This is a genomic window from Thioalkalivibrio sp. ALE10 (assembly GCF_000381385.1).
GTDB lineage: Bacteria > Pseudomonadota > Gammaproteobacteria > Ectothiorhodospirales > Ectothiorhodospiraceae > Thioalkalivibrio.
This window is the reverse complement of record NZ_KB906453.1, coordinates 64,585-87,592: the sequence shown is the minus strand read 5'-3', so window position 1 is coordinate 87,592 and position 23,008 is coordinate 64,585. Positions and strand designations below refer to the sequence as shown.

18 protein-coding genes are annotated in these 23,008 nt (G+C 67.6%); 14 read left to right on the top strand and 4 right to left on the bottom strand.

Annotated features, from left to right (window positions below; genetic code table 11):
- The 4 genes from F788_RS0108540 (at position 1) to F788_RS14250 (ending at position 6,936) form a co-directional block, all read left to right on the top strand.
- A complete protein-coding gene (locus F788_RS0108540; protein ID WP_026332749.1) occupies positions 1-972 on the top strand; it encodes an ABC transporter substrate-binding protein in 972 nt (323 codons plus the stop codon).
- A complete protein-coding gene (locus F788_RS0108535; protein WP_019589888.1) occupies positions 969-4,841 on the top strand; it encodes a PAS domain-containing protein in 3,873 nt (1,290 codons plus the stop codon). Before F788_RS0108540 ends, F788_RS0108535 begins: the two co-directional genes overlap by 4 nt.
- Positions 4,842-4,863: 22 nt before the next feature.
- Entirely contained in the window at positions 4,864-6,726 is a 1,863-nt protein-coding gene (locus F788_RS0108530) for a diguanylate cyclase domain-containing protein (RefSeq protein WP_019589887.1), read from the top strand.
- Positions 6,727-6,801: 75 nt separating this feature from the next.
- Entirely contained in the window at positions 6,802-6,936 is a 135-nt protein-coding gene (locus F788_RS14250) for a hypothetical protein (protein WP_018869066.1), read from the top strand.
- A gap of 128 nt (positions 6,937-7,064) precedes the next feature.
- Here F788_RS14250 and F788_RS0108520 read toward each other — a convergent pair whose 3' ends face one another.
- The 3 genes from F788_RS0108520 to F788_RS0108510 form a co-directional block, all read right to left on the bottom strand.
- Positions 7,065-8,003, bottom strand: a complete 939-nt coding sequence (locus F788_RS0108520) for a DmsC/YnfH family molybdoenzyme membrane anchor subunit (protein WP_019021578.1) — start codon at positions 8,001-8,003, stop codon at positions 7,065-7,067.
- A gap of 26 nt (positions 8,004-8,029) precedes the next feature.
- A complete protein-coding gene (locus F788_RS0108515; protein ID WP_018869064.1) occupies positions 8,030-8,725 on the bottom strand; it encodes a 4Fe-4S dicluster domain-containing protein in 696 nt (231 codons plus the stop codon).
- Positions 8,726-8,798: 73 nt separating this feature from the next.
- Positions 8,799-11,708, bottom strand: coding sequence for a molybdopterin oxidoreductase family protein (locus F788_RS0108510; protein ID WP_019589886.1), 2,910 nt, complete (start codon positions 11,706-11,708; stop codon positions 8,799-8,801).
- Positions 11,709-11,931: 223 nt separating this feature from the next.
- Here F788_RS0108510 and moaA point away from each other — a divergent pair, with 223 nt between their 5' ends.
- Positions 11,932-12,921: a GTP 3',8-cyclase MoaA gene (moaA, locus tag F788_RS0108505; RefSeq protein WP_019021576.1), complete on the top strand. Its 990-nt coding sequence runs from the start codon at positions 11,932-11,934 to the stop codon at positions 12,919-12,921.
- Position 12,922: 1 nt separating this feature from the next.
- Here moaA and F788_RS0108500 read toward each other — a convergent pair whose 3' ends face one another.
- Positions 12,923-14,290: an NAD-dependent succinate-semialdehyde dehydrogenase gene (locus tag F788_RS0108500; protein ID WP_019589885.1), complete on the bottom strand. Its 1,368-nt coding sequence runs from the start codon at positions 14,288-14,290 to the stop codon at positions 12,923-12,925.
- A gap of 116 nt (positions 14,291-14,406) precedes the next feature.
- Between F788_RS0108500 and F788_RS0108495 the strand changes: the two genes are divergently transcribed.
- The 9 genes from F788_RS0108495 (at position 14,407) to F788_RS0108455 (ending at position 22,993) form a co-directional block, all read left to right on the top strand.
- Complete coding sequence (locus F788_RS0108495) at positions 14,407-15,360, top strand: complex I NDUFA9 subunit family protein (RefSeq protein WP_019021574.1); 954 nt, start codon at positions 14,407-14,409, stop codon at positions 15,358-15,360.
- Positions 15,361-15,376: 16 nt separating this feature from the next.
- Positions 15,377-16,600, top strand: coding sequence for a multifunctional CCA addition/repair protein (locus tag F788_RS0108490; RefSeq protein ID WP_019589884.1), 1,224 nt, complete (start codon positions 15,377-15,379; stop codon positions 16,598-16,600).
- Between the two features lie 73 nt (positions 16,601-16,673).
- A complete protein-coding gene (locus F788_RS0108485) occupies positions 16,674-17,330 on the top strand; it encodes a protein-L-isoaspartate O-methyltransferase (RefSeq protein ID WP_019021572.1) in 657 nt (218 codons plus the stop codon).
- Positions 17,331-17,424: 94 nt separating this feature from the next.
- Positions 17,425-18,759 (top strand): TolC family outer membrane protein, encoded by a 1,335-nt coding sequence (locus F788_RS0108480; RefSeq protein WP_018869057.1) that lies wholly within the window; start codon positions 17,425-17,427, stop codon positions 18,757-18,759.
- Positions 18,759-19,340 (top strand): isochorismatase family protein, encoded by a 582-nt coding sequence (locus F788_RS0108475; RefSeq protein ID WP_018869056.1) that lies wholly within the window; start codon positions 18,759-18,761, stop codon positions 19,338-19,340. The genes F788_RS0108480 and F788_RS0108475 overlap by 1 nt, the downstream gene beginning before the upstream one ends.
- A 7-nt stretch (positions 19,341-19,347) precedes the next feature.
- Entirely contained in the window at positions 19,348-19,488 is a 141-nt protein-coding gene (locus F788_RS14055; protein WP_196800566.1) for a hypothetical protein, read from the top strand.
- 15 nt (positions 19,489-19,503) lie between these two features.
- On the top strand, positions 19,504-20,355 hold the full coding sequence (locus F788_RS0108465; RefSeq protein ID WP_018869054.1) for a hypothetical protein: 852 nt from the start codon (positions 19,504-19,506) through the stop codon (positions 20,353-20,355).
- A complete protein-coding gene (locus F788_RS0108460; RefSeq protein WP_018869053.1) occupies positions 20,355-21,425 on the top strand; it encodes a homoserine O-succinyltransferase in 1,071 nt (356 codons plus the stop codon). Before F788_RS0108465 ends, F788_RS0108460 begins: the two co-directional genes overlap by 1 nt.
- A 233-nt stretch (positions 21,426-21,658) precedes the next feature.
- Positions 21,659-22,993 carry an MFS transporter gene (locus F788_RS0108455; protein WP_019589883.1) on the top strand — a complete coding sequence of 445 codons (1,335 nt, stop codon included), beginning with the start codon at positions 21,659-21,661 and terminating at the stop codon, positions 22,991-22,993.
- Positions 22,994-23,008 lie beyond the last annotated feature (15 nt).

Sequence of the window (23,008 nt, the reverse complement as noted above, 5' to 3'; positions counted from 1 at the left end):
ATGCACATGGATCGACGCAGCTTTCTGGTCGCCGCTGGCGCCACCCTCCCCGCCCTGCTGGGGGCCTGTGGCCGGCCGGAGCCGCCACTGGAGATTGCCGGCCACGTATGGCCCGGCTACGAGCCGATGTTCCTGGCCCGGGCCATGGGCTGGCTGGACCCCGAGCGGGTCCGGCTGCGCGAGACCGCTTCCGCCAGCGAATCCATGCGCCGGCTGGCCACCGGAGAGGTCCATGGTGCGGCGCTGACCCTGGACGAGGTGCTGCGGGTGCGCGCCGGGGGTACGGATCTTCGCATCGTGCTGGTCTTCAACATCTCCGCGGGTGCCGACATGGTGCTGGCGCGCCCCGCGATCGAAAGCCTGGAAGATCTGGCCGGGCGCCGGGTCGGCGTGGAAGACTCGGCCCCGGGGGCCCTGATGCTCCACCACACCCTGGACGCGGCAGGCCTCGCCCGCGACGATGTGGAAACGGTGTCGCTGACCATCGACGCGCAGGAGGCCGCCTGGGAGCAGGATGAGGTGGATGCCGTGGTGACCTATCAGCCCGTCGCCGAGCGCCTGCTGGACGACGGCGCGCACGTCCTGTTCGACAGCCGGGCGATGCCGGACACGATCTTCGATGTCCTCGCGATCGAGGCCGGCCACCTGGAACGGCTCGAACGCTCGACCCGCCACCTGATCGCGGCGCATTTCCGTGCCCTGCATCACCTGCGCGCCAACCCGGTGGACGCGGGCTACCGCATGGCGGAACGCCTGGGGGTCCCCGGCCACCGCGCCATGGAAACCTTCCGCGGACTGGTGCTGCCGGATCCGGCCAGCAATCGCCGTCTGCTGGCCGGTGCCGATTCCCGGGTCCTGCAGGCGGCACGGGAGATCGCCGGCCTGATGGGAGATGCGGACGCGCCGCTGGACCGCGACTTCGGGGATGAACTGGTACGCCCCGATCTGCTGCCGCGCGAGGAGCCCCGATGAGATACGCGATCGGGATCGCAGCCCCCCTGCTGGTCGCCCTGCTGATGCTTGCAGCGACGCCGGCGGTGGCCGAACGCAGCGTGACCGTGGGGATCCTGGCCTTCGAACCGGAGGATATGGCCCGCGAGCGCTGGGAGCCACTGATCGAACACCTGGACGCGCAACTGAAAGACGTGACCGTGGACGCGGTGATCGCCGATTACTCGGCCCTGGAGGAGAATCTGCGCAACAACCGGCTGGATTTCCTGCTGACCAACCCCAGCCACTACATTCGCATCCGCAGCGACAGCCATCTTTCGGGTGCTCTGGCGACCCTGGTCCCGCTGCACGAAGGGACACCGGTACGCGGCTTTGGCGGGGTCGCCTTCACCCGTGCCGAGAACGATCATATCCGCGACTGGGACGACGTCCCCGGGCAGCGGATCGCAGCCGTCCTCCAGGACTCGCTGGGCGGCTACCAGGCCCAGGCCCGGGAACTGCGCGAACTCGGCGCGACACCGCGTGATGAGGACATCGAGTTCACCGGCATGCCGCATGACCGGGTGGTGGAGCGGGTCCTGGACGGCGAGGCGGACGTTGGATTCGTGCGGATCGGGATCCTGGAACACCTGCTGGAGACCGGCCAGATCGAGCCTGAAGAACTCCGTGTCATCGGACGGCAGGACATGGTGGATTTCCCGCTGGTCCTGTCCACGCGCGTCTATCCGGAGTGGCCGTTCGTGGCCCTCGAGCAGGTCCCGCGCGATCTCAGCCACCGCATGCTGATCGCCCTGCTGGAGCTGGACGGCCACCCGGGACCCGCGCAGGCCGCAGGCATCGACGGTTTCACCGTCCCCATGGACTACGAGCCGGTGGAAGAGCTGGCGCGCGAACTCCGGCTGCCGCCGTACGACGCGACCCCGGAGCTCACGGTGCAGGAATTCCTGGAAACCTACGGCCGCCAGGTGACCCTGGTACTGGTGGTCGCCAGTCTGATGCTCGTGTTGATCCTCGGCCTGGTGCTGGTGAACCGTCGCCTGACCACAGTGCGCCGGGAACTGGAAGACAAGGCGGCGGCGCTGGAGCGCAGCGAGACCCACGCGCGCGCACTGATGCGGGCCCTGCCGGACAGCCTGTTCCGGATGGACCGCGACGGCACCTTCATCGAATGCGAGGCCGTCTCGGAAGAGATGCTGCTGATGCCACCCGAGGAGTTTCTCGGGCGGCGCCTGGACGAACTGTTCCCGCCCGCCTATGCCGAACCGGGCACCCGGGCGATCCGCGAGGCGCTGAACAGCGGCGAGGTCCGCGACTTCGAATACGACACGACCGCACTGGGCATGCCCGGCCCTTTCGAGGCCCGGGTGGTCCCGCTGAACGACCGCGAAGTGCTGATGATCGTGCGCGACGTCAGCCAGCGTTTCGCGATGGAGGCTGCGCGCAGCGAGGAACGCCGCTTCCGCGAGAACCTGCTGGCCAGCCTCGGCGTAGGCGTGTTTGGCATCGACCGGGAGGGCCGTTTCACGTTCATCAACCCCACCGGATGCCGCCTGCTGGGGTTCGCCGATCAGAACGAGGCCCTGGGACGGGATTCCCACCAGACGGCGCATCACAGCCACCCGGACGGCTCCCATTATCCTGCGGAAGAATGCCCGATCCACGGAGTCCTGGTCAGCGGCGAGATGGTGGAAGGCTGGGAGGACCATTTCTGGCGTCAGGACGGCGAAGCCTTCCCGGTACTGGTCTACGCCTCGCCCATGCGGGACGACGCCGGTGAGTTGAGCGGCGTGGTGGTGTCGTTCCAGGACATTTCGATACGCAAGGCGATGGAGCGGGCCCTGGCCGACAGCGAGGCCCGCTTCCGTCTGGCCCAGGAGGCCGCACGCTTCGGTATCTGGGAATGGGATCTGGCGGAAGACCGGATCCACTGGGATGCACAGTGCTGGCGGATGCTGGGCGAGGACCCGGCGGAGGGCCGGTTGCTGGCCTACGAGGACTGGCGCAACCGGATCCACCGGGAGGATCTTGTCCAGGCGGAAGCGGAAGTACAGCGCCAGCTGGCCGAGGGCGGGAAGTTCTCCATCGAGTTCCGCTATCGCCTGGCGGACGGCGGCTGGCTGTGGACCCTCGGCCGGGGGCAGGTCATCGGGTGGAGTGCGCAAGGCGAACCGCGGCGGATGACGGGCATCCACGTCGACATCCAGCGGCTCAAGGAAACCGAGGCCGAGTTGCGCCAGCGCGAGAACGAGCTGGCCGAGGCCCAGCGCATCGCGCACATGGGCAACTGGATATCCGATTTCCGCTCCGGCGAGATCCGCTGGTCGGAGGAGGTCTACCGCATCTTCGGACTGGACCACGACCAATGGGGCGCAACCGAGGCGGCCTTCATGGAACGGGTCCACCCCGACGACCGCGACACGGTTCGCGCGGCCATCGATGCCTCGGTGAGCGGCCCGGGTGTGCCCTATCAAGTGGAACACCGGATCCTGCGCCCGGACGGCGAGGTCCGCACGGTCTACCAGCAGGGCGAGGTCGAATTCGACGACGAGGGCACGCCTCTGTGGATGCTCGGGACGGTGTTCGACATCACCGAACGCAAGGCCACGGAAGAAGCCCTGGCCCGGCGCCAGGCCGCCGACCGCGCGACCTCCGACATCGCCACTCGTCTGGTGACCCGACGCGACGTGGACCGGGCGACCGAGGAATCGCTGGCGGTGCTGGGGGAACTGCTGGGGGCCAGCCGGTCCGCGGTCCTGCTGCTGCGGCGCGACGGGTCGCTGATGGACAACACCCACGAATGGGCGGCCCCGGGCATCCCGCGGAAAAAGGATGAACTGCAGGCGCTGAACCTGGACGAACTGCCGGCGTGGCGGCAACGGATGGAGCAGGGAGAGCTGATACAAATGCCGGACGACACTCACGGCGGTGAGAGCTCCTCCACCGAACACAAGCTTGTGCGGGCTCTGGGCGTCCAGGCGATGATGGCCGCTCCGCTGCAGTTGGCCGGCGAACCCCAGGGGCTGCTGGGTGTGGTAGACGTACACGGAACGGCATCCTGGGGGCCGGAGGACGCCGAGACCCTGCGGCACGTGGCCGACCTGCTGGGCAACGTACTGGAACGTCACCGGGTGCAGCAGGCCCTGGAAGGGCTGAACCTGGAGCTGCGCCGCTCCAACGAGGAGCTGGAGCAGTTCGCCTACGGGGTGTCCCACGACCTGCGACAGCCGCTGCGCATGGTCAGCAGCTACCTGCAGCTGCTGGAGCGCAGCCTGGGCGAACGGCTGGATGCGGATCAGCAACGTTTCCTCGGTTACGCCACCGAGGGCGCCCGACGCATGGACCGCATGATCGTGGGCCTGCTGGAATATTCCCGGGTGGGACGCAAGACCGACCCCATGGCGCCAGTGGACACCCGCGAGGCCCTGGACACCGCTCTGGCGTTCCTGCAGCCGGCGGTGTCCGAAACATCGGCGCGCATCGACGTCGAGGGCGACTGGCCGCGCCTGGTTGCCAGCCAGGACGAGCTGGTACGCCTGCTGCAGAACCTGATCGACAATGCACTGAAGTATGTGCCGGGCGACACACGCCCCGAGGTCCGCGTCGACGGACGCATCGACGACGACCACTGGGAGGTCCGCGTGCGGGACAACGGGGTCGGGATCCCGCAGGACCAGAAGGATCGCCTGTTCCGGGTCTTCTCGCGGCTGCACGGTCACGGGGAATATGAAGGCAGCGGCATCGGTCTGGCGCTGTGCCGCCGAATCGTGGAACATCACGGCGGCCGCATCGGCGCCGAATCGGACGGACCGGGACACGGCAGCACCTTCTGGTTCCGGATACCCCGCCGGACTCCGGAAGACGAGCGGACTGAAGACAACGCAGGCGCATGAAGGGGCCCGTGGAGAACACCCGATGAACGAGACCGCCGAACCGGTCACCGACGTCCTGCTGGTGGAAGACGAACCGGCGGACGTCCACCTGACGCGCATGGCCTTCGAGGAAGCCGGGGTCACCGCGCGCCTGCATCACGTGAACGACGGGCGCGAGGCCCTGCGGTTCCTGGCCGGCGAGCCACCGTACGACGAAGCCCCGCAGCCGGGGCTGATCCTGCTGGACCTGAACATGCCGCACATGGGCGGCCTGGAGTTCCTGCAGCGCCTGCGCGAGACCGACCAGGCCGACGCGATCCCGGTGGTCGTCCTGTCCACCTCGGATCTGGAACGCGACATCCGCGCGAGCCGGCAAAACGGGGCGGCCGACTACATGGTCAAGCCGCTGGACATGGAACAGTTCTGCGACCGTGTTCAGCGCCTGGCGAAGGACTGGAACCTGCCGCTGGTGGAGCACGCCCCGTCTCCGACGCCCGCCCCTTCCCCGACCGGGCATCGCGACGCCTCGCCGGAAGTGCCCCGAAAAGGCGGCGACCATGCAACGGCCCCGGCGGACACCCGCGGGGAGGGCGTGCCAGTGCTGCTGGTGGAAGACGACCCCGGGGACGCGGATCTGGTGCGCTTCGGCCTGCGCGGCTCGGCCCGCGAACACTTCGAGGTGACCTGGGTCGACCGGTTGTCGGCGGTGCCGCAGGCCCTGGACAAGGTTTCGCCCGCCATCGTTCTGCTCGACCTGTCACTGCCTGACAGCACCGGGGTGGACACCGTGCGCGCCGCACGCGAGTGGTTCCGGGACACGCCAATCATCGTGCTGACCGGTTACGACGACGAGGATTTCGCTCTCAGGACACTGGAAGCCGGGGCGGCGGACTACTTGGTCAAGGGTCGTATCGAGACCTCCGCCCTGGTGCGCGCGATCCGCTATGCCCGCAGCCGCGCGAGTCTGGAGGGACGTGTCCGCGAATCCGAGGCGCGCATGGCCGCCGCACTCGAAGGGGCCCATCTGGGCCTGTGGGACTGGCGGATCGACGAGGATTTGATGTTTTTCGACCGTCGCTGGGGCGAGCTCACCGGTCTGGCGGAGACGGAAGGTACGGGGTCCGTAGCGCTGTGGGACGGGGCGGTGCATCCGGATGACCGCGAGCGGCGGGACACCGCCCTGCAACGACACCTGAAAGGCGAAACCCCACGCTATTCGACGGAGTTCCGTGTACGTCGCCCGTCCGGCTCCGAGGCCTGGCTACAGGATGCCGGGCAAGTGATCGAACGCGACCGTGACCAGCGCGCCCGGCGAATTGTGGGCGTGGTCCAGGACATCACCGAACACAAACGAATGGAGCAGCGACTGGAAACGCTGGCGAGCACCGACCCCCTGACCGGGCTGGCCAACCGTCGGCTGTTCATGGACGAATTGGAGCGCGAATACGCGCGGATGCGCCGGGAACCGGGCTATGCCGCCGGCCTGCTGATGCTGGACATCGACCACTTCAAGCGTTTCAACGACCGTTACGGTCACGAGATCGGAGATCAGGTGCTGGTCCAATTCGCCGACTGCATCGCCTCGTCGCTGCGGGCCGGCGACCGCGCCGCACGCCTGGGCGGCGAGGAATTCGCAATCCTGCTCCACGGGACCTCGCCGGAAGACACCGAGCACACCGCGGAGCGCGTACGGGCGCGGGTGGAGGCGATGGAGCCGCAGCCCGACCGCCCGAACACCACCGGGGTGACGACCAGCATCGGGGTGACCATCCTTCGCGCGGACGACAGGGGCGCCGACGATGCGCTACGGCGGGCCGATGACGCCCTCTACGCGGCCAAATCCCGGGGACGCAACTGCGTGGTCATGAACGGCAGCACCCGAGAGGAAGAGCCTCCGAAAGATTGAGACAGGTCATGGCAGCCCTGTGGGGAACCGGTCTATTTTTGTAGCAGGTGCGGCATTTACCACAGGGAGAGCGCCATGATTACCGAAATCCTGTTTCAGTCCCCGATCGGCATCCTGACCATTGCGACCCTGCTCGGCATCGTTGTCTTCCTCGGCTGGGTGGGCTATGTGGTCGTGCACAACGTGCGCGAGGCCGGCAAGAACAAGTAACCCGGCATCCCCGAACGCCCCGACGGGCATCGGCGTCGGATTCCCCTGAACGAAAAGGCCCCGCATCCGGGAACCCGGATGCGGGGCCTTTTGCTGCGGCACCACGGCCGCTCGGCGGGTCAGACGGGTCAGGTGTGCTGATCGCCGTGGTACAGACGCACCACGTGCTTCGCCTCGGCGAAGAACAGCCAGCGCTCCATTCCGACGCCGATCAGGGACGAGACCACCGCCAGCCAGGCGGTCGCTGCCGGGGCCCCCGTCAGGACCGCGGCGAACACCAGGGCCGGCACGATGAAGCCCAGCAGGAACACGGCCATCTTCAGCGTGTCGGTGGTGTTCTTGCCCGGGTCGTAGCCGAACTCGTCGGTCAGGAAGGTGCCAGCGGTGTGGCCGGTATCCAGCAGCCGGACGGTGGCGCGGTTAAAGGTGGTGGCGGTATTGATGGTCGGGCCGCTCACGCGCGAGATCCAGAAGTAGTAGATCCCCTTGAGGACCGCGGCGATGAGCAGCATCACGATGGCCACGCCCGCGTGCATCGCGGTGGCGTTGTCAAAGGCGCTGGCAATGGCTGCATAGGCGACCGCGCCGGTGGCCACGCCCAGCATGATGTAGTTGGCCGGGGTCAGCGCGGTGTTCCACTGGCGGATGGTCTTCAGGCAGCCGTAGATCATGCCGGTCGAGAACAGCGTGATCACGGCGAGGATCGCGGCCACCAGGCCGGCCACCATGCCCAGCGGGCCGATCTCCGGACCGAACAGCAACACGCAGAGGCCATAGACCAGCGCAAACGGATAGAACAGCACGGCAAACACCGCCTCGCGCGAGAGCCAGGAGGTCCTGAAGCGCATGAACGAACGCCAGGCGTTCTTCTTGTTCGCCAGGTGGCCGGTGGAAAGGAGCAGGCCGAAGGTAATCAGGCCCAGCGCGGCAACGCCGTGGGCGATCAGTTCACCGTGGCTCATCGCCGGACCGATGCCGGCCAGATGAAAGATTACCAGCAGGACGAACAGACCATAGCCGGCGCCCGAAGTGACCGTGAACAGGATGACGGAAAGTGCAGGATGCATGGTGTTTTCTCCCCGGATGCGGCGCCTTAGCGCGCCACCATCTTGTTGACCCAGTCCTTCACCGAGCTGATCAGCGTATTGGCACGCACGTCGTCGGTGGGGATGGGGCGGGTGACTCGCGGCGGCAGATACGTATTGACCGGCTTGTAGCCCAGCTCGGGCATCTGCTTCACCCCGCCGCGTTCGCGCACCAGACGGCTCACCTCGGATTCTTCGTCGTCGAAGTCACCGAAGAAGCGCGCATGCGCAGGGCAGGTGATCACGCAGGCCGGCTGGCGCTCTTCCGGCGGCAGGGCCTCGTCGTAGATGCGGTCCACGCACAGGGTGCACTTCTTCATCACGCCGTCTTCGCGGTCCAGCTCGCGGGCACCGTAGGGGCAGGCCCAGGCGCAGTAGTTGCAGCCCATGCACTTGTCCTGGTCGACCAGCACGATGCCGTCTTCCGGGCGCTTGTAGGAGGCGCCGGTCGGACAGACGTTCACGCAGTCGGCATGCTCGCAGTGCATGCAGGACATGGGGATGTTGACGGTCTTGTTGTTGGGGTAGTCCCCGACCTCGTAGTGGCGGATGCGGTTGAACCACACGCCGCTGGGGTCTTCGCCGTAGGGCTGATAGTCGGTCAGCGGCCCGGTGGTGCCGCTGGTATTCCACTGCTTGCAGGCTACCGCGCAGGCATGGCAGCCCACGCAGGTATCCATGTCGATCACGAGTCCAAGACGCATGGTTGGTACTCCCTCAAATCGTTCGTGCGGGCGAACCCCGTGACGGCGCCGGGCCGTCACGGGGCGGGCCGGCTCAGTTCTTGTCGTCGTCCAGCGAACCGCGGGTCAGCACGTCGCGGATGTCGCGGTTCAGGTGCACGGGCTTGTGCGCGTGGTAGCGCAGCTGGTCCGGCGATTCGGACATGCCCGGCGTGGCCTTGACCTTGTCGAACTGCGGCCAGGAGCCCTGCTCCTCCGGCTCGGCCGGCGTGATCCTGACCTTCAGGTCGTACCACGCGGCCTGGCCTGTGACAGGGTCGGAGTTGGTGATGTCGTCCACCGGGTCGCCCTTCTCCGGCAGCAGCTCGCTGATGAGGTGATTCATCAGGAAGCCCTTCTGCGACTCGTTGGCGTCGTCCTTCAGACCCCAGGCGCCCTTCTGCTTGCCGATCGCGTTCCAGGTCCAGACAGTGTTGGGTTCGCAACCCTCGATCAGCTTCACCTGCACGCGGATCTTGCCGTTGTGCGACTCCAGCCACACCCAGGACATGTCGGCGATGCCCATGGACTCGGCCTTCTGGCGGTTCATGTACAGGTAGTTCTGGGCGCAGATCTGACGCAGCCAGGCGTTCTGCGAATCCCAGGAGTGGTACATGAACATCGGGCGCTGGTTGACCGCGTAGAACGGGTACTCGTCCTCGTCGATCCGGGTCTGCTCCAGCGGCTTGTGCCAGATCGGCAGCGGATCGAAGAACTCGGCCAGACGATCCTTGTGCTCCTGCTTGGTCGGCTGCGGGCCGTCATACAGGCCCTGGCCGGCCAGCTTGAAGCGCTGCTGGGTCTCGGAGTAGAGCTCGATGGTGATCGGGTCGGTCTTGCCCACCCAGCCGGCGTGCTTCGCCAACTCCAGGTACTCCTGGTTGGCGTAGCGGTAGAACTGCTGGCTCTCCGGCAGGTGATACATGAAGAACCCCTGGTTCTCGATGTACGCCTCCCACTGCTTCGGGTTCGGCTCGCCGCGCAGATGGCTCTGGCCGTCCTTGCCACGATAGCCCGACAGGAAGCCGATGCCCGGCTCCTTCTCGAAGTTGACGATGAAGTCCTTGTAGTCCTCGAACTTGCGGCTGCCGTCGTCCTTCGTGAATGCCGGGAACTTCAGGCGGCTGGCCAGCTCGACCATCACCTCCTGCCACGGACGCACGTCGCGATCCGGCTCCAGGATCGGGTGGCGGATGGAGTCCGCCGCCGCGGCCGGCTCGGAGATCGGGCGGTCGAGCATGGAGATGGTGTCGTAGCGCTCCAGATAGGTGGTATCCGGCAGCACCAGGTCGGCAAAGCTGACCATCTCGGAGTTGAACGCGTCCGAGACCACGAGATACGGGATCTTGTACTCGCCGTTCTCGTCCTTGGCCCGCAGCATGTCCATCACTTCATCGGTGTTCATCGTGGAGTTCCACGACATGTTCGCCATGAAGAAGATGAGCGTGTCGATCGGGTACGGGTCGCCCTTGACCGCGTTGGTCACGACCATGTGCATCATGCCGTGGTTGGAGATCGGCGCATCCCAGGAGAAGGCCTTGTCGATGCGCAGCGGGTTGCCGTCGTCATCGATCACCAGGTCTTCCGGCGCGGTCGGGAACCCCAGCGGCGGGCTCTTCAGCGGGGTGTTCGGCGCGCATTCCTTCGCCGGCTTGATGCCCGGCGGGACGTGCTTGGGATACGGCGGCTTGGCCAGGTGACCGCCGGGGCAGTCCACCGAACCCAGCATGATCTGCAGGAAGTGGATCGCGCGGCAGGTCTGGAAGCCGTTGGAGTGCGCCGAGATGCCGCGCATCGCGTGCATGGACACCGGACGCCCGAACACCTTGTCGTGCTTGCGGCCCCAGGAGTCGGTCCACTCGACGTCCAGCTCGATGGTCTCCTTGAACGCGACGTGGGCCATTTCCAGCGCCAGACGCTCGGTCTGCTCGGCCGGCACGCCGGTGATCTCGGCGGTGTTCTCCGGGGAGTACTCGTCGCTCAGGTAGCGCTCGGCCAGCAGGGTCATCACGGTCTTGACCGGGCGGCCGTCCGGGGCGGTGTACTCGCCGAACAGCGCCGGCTTGATGTCCACCTGGCTGCCGTCGACGAAGTCTTCCTTCTCCAGCTCCCAGACCAGCGGGTTGTCGTTGTCGTCGCGCAGGATCAGGCCGTCGCCCTGCTGCCCCGGGGTATGCACCACCAGCTGGGTGGCATTGGTGTAGCGCACCAGGAAGTCCCAGTCGAACTGGCTGTTCTTCAGCAGCACGTGCAGCATCGACAGCGCGAACAGGCCGTCGGTGCCGGGCTTGATGCCCACCCATTCGTCGGCGATCGCCTGATAGCCGGTGCGCACCGGGTTGATGGCCACGAACTTGCCGCCGTTGCGCTTGAGCTTCTCCAGCCCGATCTTGATCGGGTTGGAGGCATGGTCCTCGGCCACGCCCCACAGCATGTGGTACTTGGTGCGGTCCCAGTCGGGGTCGCCGAATTCCCAGAAGGCAAAGCCCGTGGTGTACAGGCCGCCGGCGGCCATGTTCACCGAACAGAAGCCGCCGTGGGCCGCCCAGTTGTAGGTGCCGAACTGGGTCGCCCACAGGCCGGTCAGGGCCTGCATCTGGTCACGGCCGGTAAAGAACGCCAGCTTGCGCGGATCGGTCTCGCGGATCTTCTTCAGGCGCTCGGACAGGGTGTCGATGGCCTCGTCCCAGGAGATCGGCTCGAACTCGCCGGCGCCGCGCTCGGTGCCCGGCTTGCGGCGCATCGGCTGATGCAGGCGGGCCGGGGACTGCTGCTTCATGATCCCGGCGTTGCCCTTGGCACAGAGCACGCCCTTGTTGATCGGATGATGCCGGTTCCCCTGGATGTAGCGGACCTTGTTGTCCTCCACGGTGACCTTGATGCCACAGCGACAGGCACACATGTAACAGGTGGTGTACTTGATCTCCTGCTTGCCGTGATCTTCGAATTCGGGCAGGGCACTCATGGGCGCGACCTCGTTGACTGTCGGTTCAGTTGTCCACGGCGTATTGTGGACCCCGCCGGAAGGCTTGGCCAACGAGAAGTACTTATGCTCGGATAACCCATATTAATCCCAGAAAGAATTTATTTATTCTCGCGCCGGAACTGGGCATTTTCCGCGCGACCCGCCGCATGGGCTACGATGTTCCCTCGCAAACATAACGCCTCGCCCGAGGCCGGGGGCCTGGATGAACGACCGCGGACTGGTGGATCCCTTTGGCCGGAAGATCGAATACGTGCGCGTATCGGTCACCGACCGCTGCGACCTGCGCTGCTTTTACTGCATGCCGGAGGGCTTTCGCGATTTCGAAGTGCCCGAGCACTGGCTGACCTTCGACGAGATCGAGCGGGTGATGGCGGCCTTCGGGCGCCTCGGCACCCGGCGGGTGCGCCTGACCGGCGGCGAGCCGCTGGTGCGTCACGAACTCCCGGACCTGGCCGCACGCCTGAACGCCCTGCCGGGGATCGACGACATCTCGCTGTCGACCAATGCGGTGCGCCTGGCGAAGCACGCCGACGCGCTGGCCGCGGGCGGGGTCGGGCGCATCAACGTCAGCCTGGATACCCTGCGCCCGGAGGTCTTCAAGGACGTGACCGGCGGCAAGCTGGAGAAGGTGCTGGACGGGCTGATGGCGGCGAAGCGCGCCGGGCTCGATCCGATCAAGATCAACATGGTGGTGATGGGCGGCATCAACGATACGGAGGTCGGCGACATGGTCGACTTCTGCATCGAGCACGGCTTCACCCTGCGCTTCATCGAGACCATGCCGGTGGGCGACACCGGGCGCGCGGCGAACGAAGGCCACTACGTGAACCTGCAGGACGTGCGCCGCGACCTGGAGCAGCGTTTCGAGCTGATCCCCGGGGTGATGCCCGGCGGCGGCCCGGCGCGCTATGTACAGGTGGCGGGCACGGACATCCGGATCGGCTTCATCACCCCGATCTCCCAGCATTTCTGCGACACCTGCAACCGCGTGCGGCTGTCGGTGGACGGCACCATCCACACCTGCCTGGGCAACGAGCACAGCCTGGCGCTGCGTCCGCGGCTGCGCGACGGCTGCAGCGATGCCGAGCTGGAAGAGGCGATCCTCGAGGCGATTGCGCTAAAACCCGAGCGCCACGAATTCAACGAGCGCCCGGAGAAGGTCATGCGCTTCATGTCCATGACCGGCGGCTGACTCAGGCCACCCAGACCGTCTTCGCATTCACGAACTCGCGGATCCCCAGATCCGCGAGTTCGCGCCCGTAGCCGGAATCCTTTACCCCGCCGAAAGGCAGACGCGGGTCGCTTTTCACCACCGCGTTCACGAACGCACAGCCGCATTCCAGCTGCCGCGCCAGCGCCTCGCCGCGAGCGCCGTCGGCGGTCCACACCGACCCGCCAAGACCAAAGCGCGAGCGGTTGGCCAGCTCCACCGCCGCCGCGGCATCCGCGGCCCGCGTGATCGCGGCGACCGGCCCGAAGGTCTCCTCGTCGAACGCCGCCATCCCCGGCTCGACGTGGTCCAGCACGGTCGGCGCATAGTAGAAGCCTTCGCCCTCCAGCGGCTGACCGCCGGTGCGGCACACCGCGCCGGCCGCGACACTGCGCTGCACCTGGTCGTGCAGTTCGTCGCGCAGATCGCCGCGCGCCAGCGGGCCCAGATCCGTCCCGTCTTCCATCGGATCACCCGTGCGCAGGTCCGCCACCGCCCGGCTCAGACGCTCCGCAAAGGCCTCGGCGATCGATTCCTCGACGATGAACCGCTTGGCCGCGATGCAGGTCTCGCCGTTGTTCTGGAACCGCCCGCGCAGGGCCTCGCGCACCACGGTGTCCAGGTCCGCATCATGCAGGACGATGAAGGCGTCCGAACCGCCCAGCTCCAGCACCGAGGTCTTCAGGGCCTTGCCCGCGGCCGCACCCACTGCACGCCCGGCGCGCTCCGAACCCGTCAGGCTCACGCCCTGCACCCGCGGATCGGCGATCAGATCCTCGACCGCATCGGAGCCCACCGCCAGGTTGCGGAAGACCCCGTCGGGGAACCCGGCCGCGCGGAACACCTCCTCCAGCGCCTGCGCGCAGCCGGGCACATTGGAGGCATGCTTGAGCAGCACGGTGTTGCCGGCCAGGGTCGCCGGAATGGCCTGGCGGAAGGCCTGCCAGTAGGGAAAATTCCACGGCATGACCAGCAGCACGGTGCCGAGCGGCTGCCAGGCCACGTACGAGCGGGCCGCCTCGGTGGCCACCGGGACGTCCAGCAGGAAGCCCGGCCCGTGCTCGGCGTAGTATTCGCAGGCCACCGCGCATTTCTCCACCTCGGCCAGCGCCTCGACCCGCCGCTTGCCCATCTCGCGGGTCGCGGTCACCGCCAGCTCCTCCCGGCGCCCGCGCAGGACCGCGGCCAGCTCGCGCAGCAGGGCGGCCCGTTCGTGCACCGGCTGCAGGGCCCAGGCCGCGCGGGCGTCCACCGCGCCCTGCAGCGCGGCCTCCACGCCGGCGGCATCCAACCGCGGGTAACTCGCCAGCACCTTGCCGGTGGCCGGATTGACGGCAGTCAGTTCAGTCATCTTCGGGCCTCTCTCTCGGGACTCGCCGGGCCAGCGCCCGCCCGGGTGGATTGATCACGCGCCCACAGCCGAGTATAAGACGCACACATCCGTATTCGGTAAGGGCCTTCGCAATCATGTCGACTCTCTCGATTCGCAACGTCTGCCTGCTGGGCGGAACGGGCTTCGTCGGGCACCACATCGTGGCGCGGCTGATCGACCGTGGACTGAATGTACGCGTGGTGACGCGCCACCCGCACCGTCACCGCGAGCTCATGGTGAACCCCGAGGTCGACCTGATCGCCGGCAACGTCCACGACCCGGAGGATCTCGACCGGGTCCTGCGCGACCAGGATGCCGTGATCAACCTGGTCGGGATCCTCAACGAGCGCGGCCACGACGGCTCCGGCTTCCGCCGCGCTCACACCGAGCTGACGGAAAAGGCCCTGGCCGCCGCCGAGCGCCAGGGCGTGCGCCGCTTTCTGCAGATGAGCGCGCTGAAGGCCGACATGCCGGACCCGCCCAGCCACTACCTGCGGACCAAGAGCGAGGCCGAACAGGCCGTGTTCGCGGCCACGGCCTTCCCGGTCACGGTGTTCCGCCCGTCGGTAATCTTCGGCCCGGAGGACAGCTTCCTCAACCGCTTCGCCACCCTGCTGCGCTTCTCCCCGATGATGCCGCTGGCCCGCGCCGAAGCACGCTTCGCCCCGGTGTTCGTGGGCGACGTGGCCGACCACTTCGCCGCGGCCCTGAACGATCCGGGGACTTTCGGTCAGGGGTTCGAACTGTGCGGCCCGCGGGAATACGGCCTGGGCGAACTGGTGCGCTACGTCGGCCGGGTCTCCGGCCACCGGCGCCCGGTCCTCGGCCTGCCGGACTGGGCGGGCCGCCTGCAGGCGAACGTCCTGGAGTACGTGCCGGGCAAGCCGCTGTCGCGCGACAACCTCGCCTCGCTGTCGATCGACAGCGTATGCGCCGGACAGACCCTGCACTGCCCCACACGGCTGGAGAGCATTGCGCCCACCTATCTGGGCAAGGGCGGCCGCGAGGCGCGCATGCAGCAGCTGCGCACCAGCTACGAGCGCGACTGAGGCGCCCGCGTCCGGGATGCAAATCTATCTGGTCGGTGGCGCGGTCCGCGACCGGCTCCTGGGCCGCCCGGTCAGTGAACGCGATTACGTAGTGGTGGGCGCCACGCCCGAGGCCATGGAAGCGGCCGGCTATCGTGCCGTGGGGCGCGACTTTCCGGTGTTCCTCCATCCGCGGACGCAGGAGGAATACGCCCTCGCCCGCACCGAGCGCAAGACCGCGCGCGGCTACCACGGCTTCCAGTTCAACGCCGCCCCCGATGTCCCGCTGGAACAGGACCTGGAACGGCGCGACCTCACCATCAACGCCATGGCCGAGGACGACGGCGGCGAGCTGATCGACCCGTTCGGCGGCCGTACCGACCTGGAAAACCGCATCCTGCGGCATGTCTCCCCGGCCTTCGCCGAAGACCCGGTACGCCTGCTGCGTCTGGCACGCTTCGCCGCCCAGCTGGCCCCCTGGGGGTTCGAGATCGCCGACGAGACCCGCGCCCTGCTGCGCGAGCTGGTCGCCTCGGGGGAAGTTGACGCCCTGGTACCGGAACGCGTCTGGGCCGAGTTCGAAAAGGCCCTGGCCAGCCCCGCTCCGCGCCGGTTCATCGAGGTGCTGCGCGAATGCGGGGCGCTGGAGGTACTGCTGCCGGAACTGGAACGGCTGTTCGGCGTACCCCAGCCAGCGAAATACCATCCCGAGATCGACACCGGCGTACACACCCTGATGGTGCTGGACCAGGCCACGCGCCTGAGCGACGCGCCCGAGGTCCGCTTCGCCGCGCTGACTCATGATCTGGGCAAGGCGGATACCCAGGAGGACATCCTGCCCGCGCACCACGGGCACGAGGAACGCAGCGTCACCCACATCAAGGCGCTCGCCGAACGCCTGCGCATTCCCCGGCGCTACCGCGACCTCGCGATCCGGGTGGCGCGCCATCACGGCCTCGCGCATCGCCTGTTCGAACTGCGCCCGAAGACCGTGATGAAACTGATCGAGGGCCTGGATGCCCTGCGCCGCCCGGAAAACGTCGAGCCCTTCCTGCTGGCGGTCGAGGCCGACTTCCGCGGGCGCACCGGCTGGGAGGAGCGCCCCTACCCCCAGGCCGACGCTCTGCGCCGCGCCGTGGAGGCCGCCGCGGCCGTCAGCCCGCAACCCCTGATCGAGGCCGGCCACCAGGGCCCGCAGCTGGGCGAGGCTCTGCGCCACGAGCGCATCCGCGCAATCGCCGACGCGCTGGCCAAAGACTGAAACCGGCACCACTTGCCTGCAACGCGCAGCGGCCGTACTCTTCACGGTTCGTTGCCGCACAGAGGATCCCGCAATGGATTTCGCCAAGGCCCGGATGAACATGGTGGAACAGCAGGTACGTCCCTGGGACGTGCTGGACATGCGCGTGCTGGGGGTGATGGAGACGCTGCCGCGCGAGCGCTTCATGCCCGAGCCCTACCAGGCCCTGGCCTACGCCGACACGGAGATCCCCCTGGGCCACGGCGAGGAGACCCTGCCGCCGCGCGTCATCGGACGCATGCTGCAGGCGGTCGCCCCGCAGCCCACCGACACCGTGCTGGAGATCGGCACCGGTTCCGGCTATGCCACCGCCTGCCTCGCGAGCCTGGCTGCGCATGTAGACAGCGTGGATCGCCATGACGACCTGCGTCTGGCCGCGCGCAACCGCCTGCACGACCTGGGGCTCACCAATGCCGCCCCGCGCACCGGAACGGTGACCCCGGGCTGGCGCCCCCCGCGCGAACGCTACGACGTCATCGCGCTTAACGGGGCGATGACCGAATACGACGATTTCCTCGAACAATTCCTCGCCCTGGGCGGCCGCCTGTTCGTGATCACCGGGGAACCGCCGATCATGGAAGCGCGCCTGATCACCCGCACCACCGAGGACAACACCCGGCACGAGGACCTTTTCGAAACCCGCGTGCCGCCGCTGGCCGGGTTCGAGCCGCGTCCGGCCTTCGAGTTCTAGATCCCGCGAAACCCGCGGATCCACCGGGCCCGCCCGCCTTCGGCGGCGGGCTTTGCTAGTATCGAGAACTTCGCCAGCCCGGAATCGAATCGCCATGAAACGACTGCATCCCCTGATCGCCGCCGCCGGTCTCGCCCTGTTCACGGCCGCCCCCGCCCAGGGCGCGAGCCTGATGGAAGTCTACGAACAGGCCGCGCAAGAAGACGCCGAACTGCAGATCGCCGAGGCGGAATACCGCAGTGCCCTGCAGAATCGCCCGGCCGCCCGCTCCGGTCTCCTGCCCCAGCTGCGCGGCGAGATCGAAGGCGGTGCGTTCTACAACGACCCGGACGGACGCGACAGCACCGATGGGCGGCAGAGCCGTTTTGCGCTGTTGCTGGACCAGAGCATCTACGACCGGCGCAACTACGTGGAACTGAGCCAGGCCGACCTGGAGATCGCCCGGGCCGAGGCGGAACGCGATGCCGCGCGCCAGGACCTGATGCTGCGGGTGTCCGAAGCCTATTTTGACGTGCTCGTGGCCCAGGAAGGCCTGGAATTCAGCGTCGCCGAACTGGAGGCCATCGAGCGCCAGCTGGAGCAGACCGAACGCCGCTTCGACGTCGGCCTGATCGCCAGCACCGACGTAAAGGAAGCCCGCGCCCAGCGCGACCTGGCCGAGGCCCAGCGCATCGGCGCCGAAAACGAACTGGACGTGGCCCGCGAACAGCTGGCATTGATCACCAACCGCTACTGGGACGAACTCGATACCCTGGCCCCCGATGCCGAACTCCAGCTGCCGCAGCCGCGGGATGCCGAGGCGTGGGTGCAGCGTGCCCTGGAGAACAACCTGGAGCTGGCCGCGCAGCGCCTCGCCACCGAGACCGCGCGCGAGCAGATCGACCGCCAGCGGGCCGAAGGTCTTCCTCGTCTCGGCCTCAACGCCTCAGTCAGCGAAAACCGCTTTCATTCGGTGGACGAACCAGCCATGCCTCCCGGCCAGAGCTCCCAGTTCAACGACTCCACCGAAGCTCAGATCGGCATCCGTCTGGAGATCCCGCTGTACACCGGCGGCCGGGTGACCGCCCTGACCCGTCAGGCACGCGAGGACTTCCAGGCCGCGCAGCAGGGGCAGACGCAGGTCGAGCGCATGACCCGGCGCGACACCCGCAACGCCTATCTCGCCTCGGTGGCCGCCGAATCCCGCGTGCGAGCACTGAACCGGGCACTGGAATCGACCCAGGCCGCGTTCGAGGCGGCCGAGGCCGGCTTCGAGGTCGGCACCCGCACTCAGGTGGATGTCCTGCTGGCCCTGCGCGAAGTGTTCGGCGCCGAGCGCGACTTCGCCGAGGCGCGTTACGAGTTCCTCGCCAACACCCTGCGCCTGGAACGCGCGGCGGGTCAGCTGGCCGAGGAAGACCTCGAATCCATCGACGCCATGCTGGAGTGATGAGCGGGGCTGCGCGGGCTCGCTGCGAGCGTTCCGAACGCTCGCCGCTGCTGCTGGTCGACCTGCAGGAGCGGCTGATGGCGGCGATGCCGGAAACCGATCGTGAACGCACCGTGCGCAACGCCGGGCGGCTGGTGGAAGCCGCGCGCCAGCTGGGTATTCCGGTGGAGGTGTCGCGCCAGTATCCGCAGGGGCTGGGCGACACCGTTGAACCACTGCGCTCCGCGCTCGAGGATCTCGGCGACCTGGCCACCGTGACCGACAAGACCGCCTTCTCCTGCTGCGGCGAGGCGGCCCTGGAGCAGCGCCTGGCGGGTTGCCACAGCGTGGTCATCGGCGGTGCCGAGACCCACGTGTGCGTGACCCAGACCGCGCTGGACCTGCTGGATGCCGGGGTCACGGTGTTCGTGGCGGCCGATGCGGTGTGCTCGCGCAACCCCGAGCTGCGCGGCAACGGCCTCGAGCGCCTGCGCGCGGCGGGGGCGATCATCACCAATCACGAATCCGTGCTTTTTGAATGGCTGGGCGATGCCCGCGCCGCCGAGTTCAAGTCGGTCAGCCAGCTGCTGCGCGAGGTCTGAGATGCGCGTGGTCGGCAATATCCTGCTGGGCATCTGGCTCGTGCTGTACGGCCTGCGCGGGCTGCTCGGACTGCAGTTCCAGTACGATCACTACGTCATGAGCGCCCTGGCACTGACCGCCGGCGTGCTCTTCATCCTGCGCCGATAGAGAGACACCGATCGCATGCGTCTTACCCCGGACGAATACCGCGAACTGGACGGCCGCCGCATCACCCTGCTGGGGATGTCGGGCGTCGGCAAGACGCGGCTGTCCAACATGCTGCGCCAGGAGGACTGGTTTCATTACTCCGGCGACTATCGCATCGGCACGCGCTACCTGAACGAACCGATCCTGGACAACATCAAGTCCCAGGCGATGCAGGTGCCGTTCCTGCGCGAGCTGCTGCGTTCGGACTCCATCCAGATCATCAACAACATCACCGTCGACAACCTGCACCCGGTGTCCAGCTTCCTCGGCAAGCTGGGCAACCCGGAGCTGGGCGGGCTGCCGCTGACCGAATTCAAGCGCCGCCAGGCCCTGCACCACGAGGCCGAAGTGCAGGCGATGCTGGACGTGCCGGACTTCATCCACAAGGCGCGCACCCTGTTCGGCTACCCGCATTTTGTCAACGATGCCGGCGGTTCGGTGTGCGAGCTGGACAGCCCCGGCGTGCTCGAGACCCTGGCCGAACACACCATCATCCTCTATATCCAGGCCACGGACGAGGACGAGCGGGAGCTGATCGAACGCGCCGAGGCCAACCCCAAGCCGCTGTACTACCGCGAGGCCTTCCTCGACCAGCAGCTGGCCGAATACATGCGCATTGAGGAGCTGGAGTACGTCGCCCAGATCGACCCCAATGCCTTCGTGCGCTGGGTATTCTCGCGCCTGTTCCGGGCGCGGCTGCCGCGCTACGAACAGATCGCCGAGACCTGGGGCTACACCGTCAGCACCACCGAGGTGGCCCGGGTGCGCAACGCGGCCGACTTTGACGAGCTGGTCTGCATGGCCCTGGAACGCGAGAGGCGACTGTAATGCCCCTGGTTGCACACTCCGGACTCCCCACCTTCGAACGCCTGCGCAGCGAGGGCGAGTCGGTCCTGCCGAATGACTTCGCCCGCCAGCAGGAGATTCGCGCGCTGCACATCGGGCTGCTGAACATGATGCCGGATGCCGCACTGGCGGCCACCGAGCGTCAGTTCTTTCGCCTGATCGGCGAGAGCAACCAGATCGCGCAGTTCTACATCCATCCGTTCACGCTGCCGCAGCTCAAGCGCGGCCGGAAGGGGCGCGAGCACGTCGAGAACTACTACGAGGACTTCGAGAAGCTCAAGGAAGAAGGCCTGGACGCGCTGATCATCACCGGGGCCAACGTGACCCAGCCGGATCTGGCCCTGGAGCCGTTCTGGGAACCGCTGGCCGAGGTGGTGGACTGGGCCTGGCAGAACGTGACCTCCACGCTGTGCTCCTGCCTCGCGACCCATGCGGTGCTGCAATCGCACTACGACGAACACCGCCAGCACATGGGCGAGAAACTGTGGGGCGTATTCCCGCACCGGGTGGTGGACCGCGGGCACCCGCTGGTCACCGGGGTGAACACCCGTTTCGACGTGCCGCACTCGCGTTACAACAAGGTCACCCGCGAGCAGTTCGAACGTCACGGCCTGCGCGTGCTGGTGGAAAGCGAGGAAGCCGGCATCCATCTGGGCGCCTCGCCGGACGGTTTCCGCATGGTCTTCTTCCAGGGCCATCCGGAGTACGACTCGATCAGCCTGCTCAAGGAATACAAGCGCGAAGTGGTGCGCTACATCGAGGGCGACCGCAAGGCCTACCCGCCGCTGCCGGAGAACTACCTGATGCCGCAGGCGGCCGCGATCCTCGATGAACACCGCGAGCACGTGGAGGCGGCGCTGGAGCACTGCACCGAGATCCCGGCCCTGCCCGAGGCCCTGCTGCTGGACCGCCTGGACAACACCTGGCACGACACCGCGCTGGCGGTCATCAACAACTGGCTGGGCAACGTCTACCAGCTGACGAACCTCGACCGCCGCAAGCCCTTCCGCGACAGCGTCGACCCCGACGACCCACTGGCCGGGCGGCGGTAGAACGTTACGCCGGAACCCGACCCCGGTCATTGCGAGTTTGCGATTCCGAACGGCGGCAAGCGCGGCAAAGCAAACGTTACGCCGGAACCCGACCCCGGTCATTGCGAGGCGCCGCAGGCGCCGTGGCAATCTTTTCTGCGGAGGCACCCGAGCCGAACGCCCTGTCGGTGTCCGGAGATTGTCACGGCGCCCTCGGCGCCCCGCAATGACGGGCGACACAACGGAAGGACTGCATGACCGAGACCGATCGCGACAAACGCCGACGCCCCCTCGTCAGCCTGTACGAGACCATCGCCGGCGACGAGGATGCCCGTGCCTGCAAGGACATCCCCGAGGGGGCGTGCAACGCGCAGCCACGCAATTTTTTCGTCCACCTGGTCGCCAATACCCTGTCCAAGATCGGCGACGAACTGGCCTCCGCGCGCCTAGTCCTCGCCTGGCTGCTGAGCGCGCTGGGGGCCCCGGCCGCGTTCGCCGGTTTCCTGGTCCCCATCCGTGAATCGGGCTCGCTGCTGCCGCAGCTGTTCGTGGCCGCCTCGATCCGCCGCCGCGCCATCCGCAAGGGGTTCTGGATGCTGGGCAGCGCGCTGTCCGGGTTTGCGGTCGCGGGCATGGCCATCACCGCCCTGACCCTGGAGGGGGCCGCCGCGGGCTGGGCCATCATCGCCCTGCTGATCGTGTTTGCGCTGTCCCGCGGCATCAACTCGGTGGCGTCCAAGGACGTGCTGGGCAAGACCATCGCCAAGCAGCGCCGCGGCACGGTGATGGGCTACGCCGCCTCGGCCGCCGGCTTCTTCACCCTGGCCCTGGGCGGGTACCTGACGCTGGCCAGCCTGGACGATGCCGGTGTCGGCCTGTTCGTGGCCCTGCTGGCGGCGTCAGCGGGCGCCTGGTGGATCGCGGCGGCGGTGTTCGCCCGCTTGCACGAGGACCCGGGTGCCACCGAAGGGGGCGTCAACGGATTCGGGGAGGCCCTGCGCTCGCTGCGCCTGCTGTGGAGCGACCGCGCCTTCGGCCACTTCGTGCTGACCCGCGCACTGCTGATGAGCACCGCGCTGGCGCTGCCGTTCTACGTGCTGCTGGCCGAGGATGCGACCGAGGGGGCACTGGCAACCCTGGGCCTGCTGATCCTCGCCAGCGGGCTCGCCTCCGCGCTCAGCGCGCCGGTGTGGGGCCGGATGTCCGACCGTTCCTCGCGCGGGGTCCTCGTGCTGTCCGGCGGACTGGCCACGCTGCTGGGCTTCGTCGTCGCCCTGGGCAGCTGGTTCGCCCCGGCCGGAGCCGCCCTGCTGGACATGGGCTGGGTGCATGCGGTGCTGTTCTTCCTGCTGGGCATCAGCCACGCGGGCGTGCGGCTGGGGCGCAAGACCTATCTGGTCGACATGGCCACGCAGGAGACCCGCGCGGCCTTCACCGCGGTCAGCAACACCGTCATCGGCGTGCTGCTGCTGGTCGGGGGCCTGTTCGGCCTGGTGGCCCAGCTGGCCGGCACCGAATTCGCCATCTTCGTACTGGCGCTGATGAGTCTGGCCGGGGCCCTGAGCGCCTGGCGCATGAAGGAGGTCTGAACATGAGAGACGCTG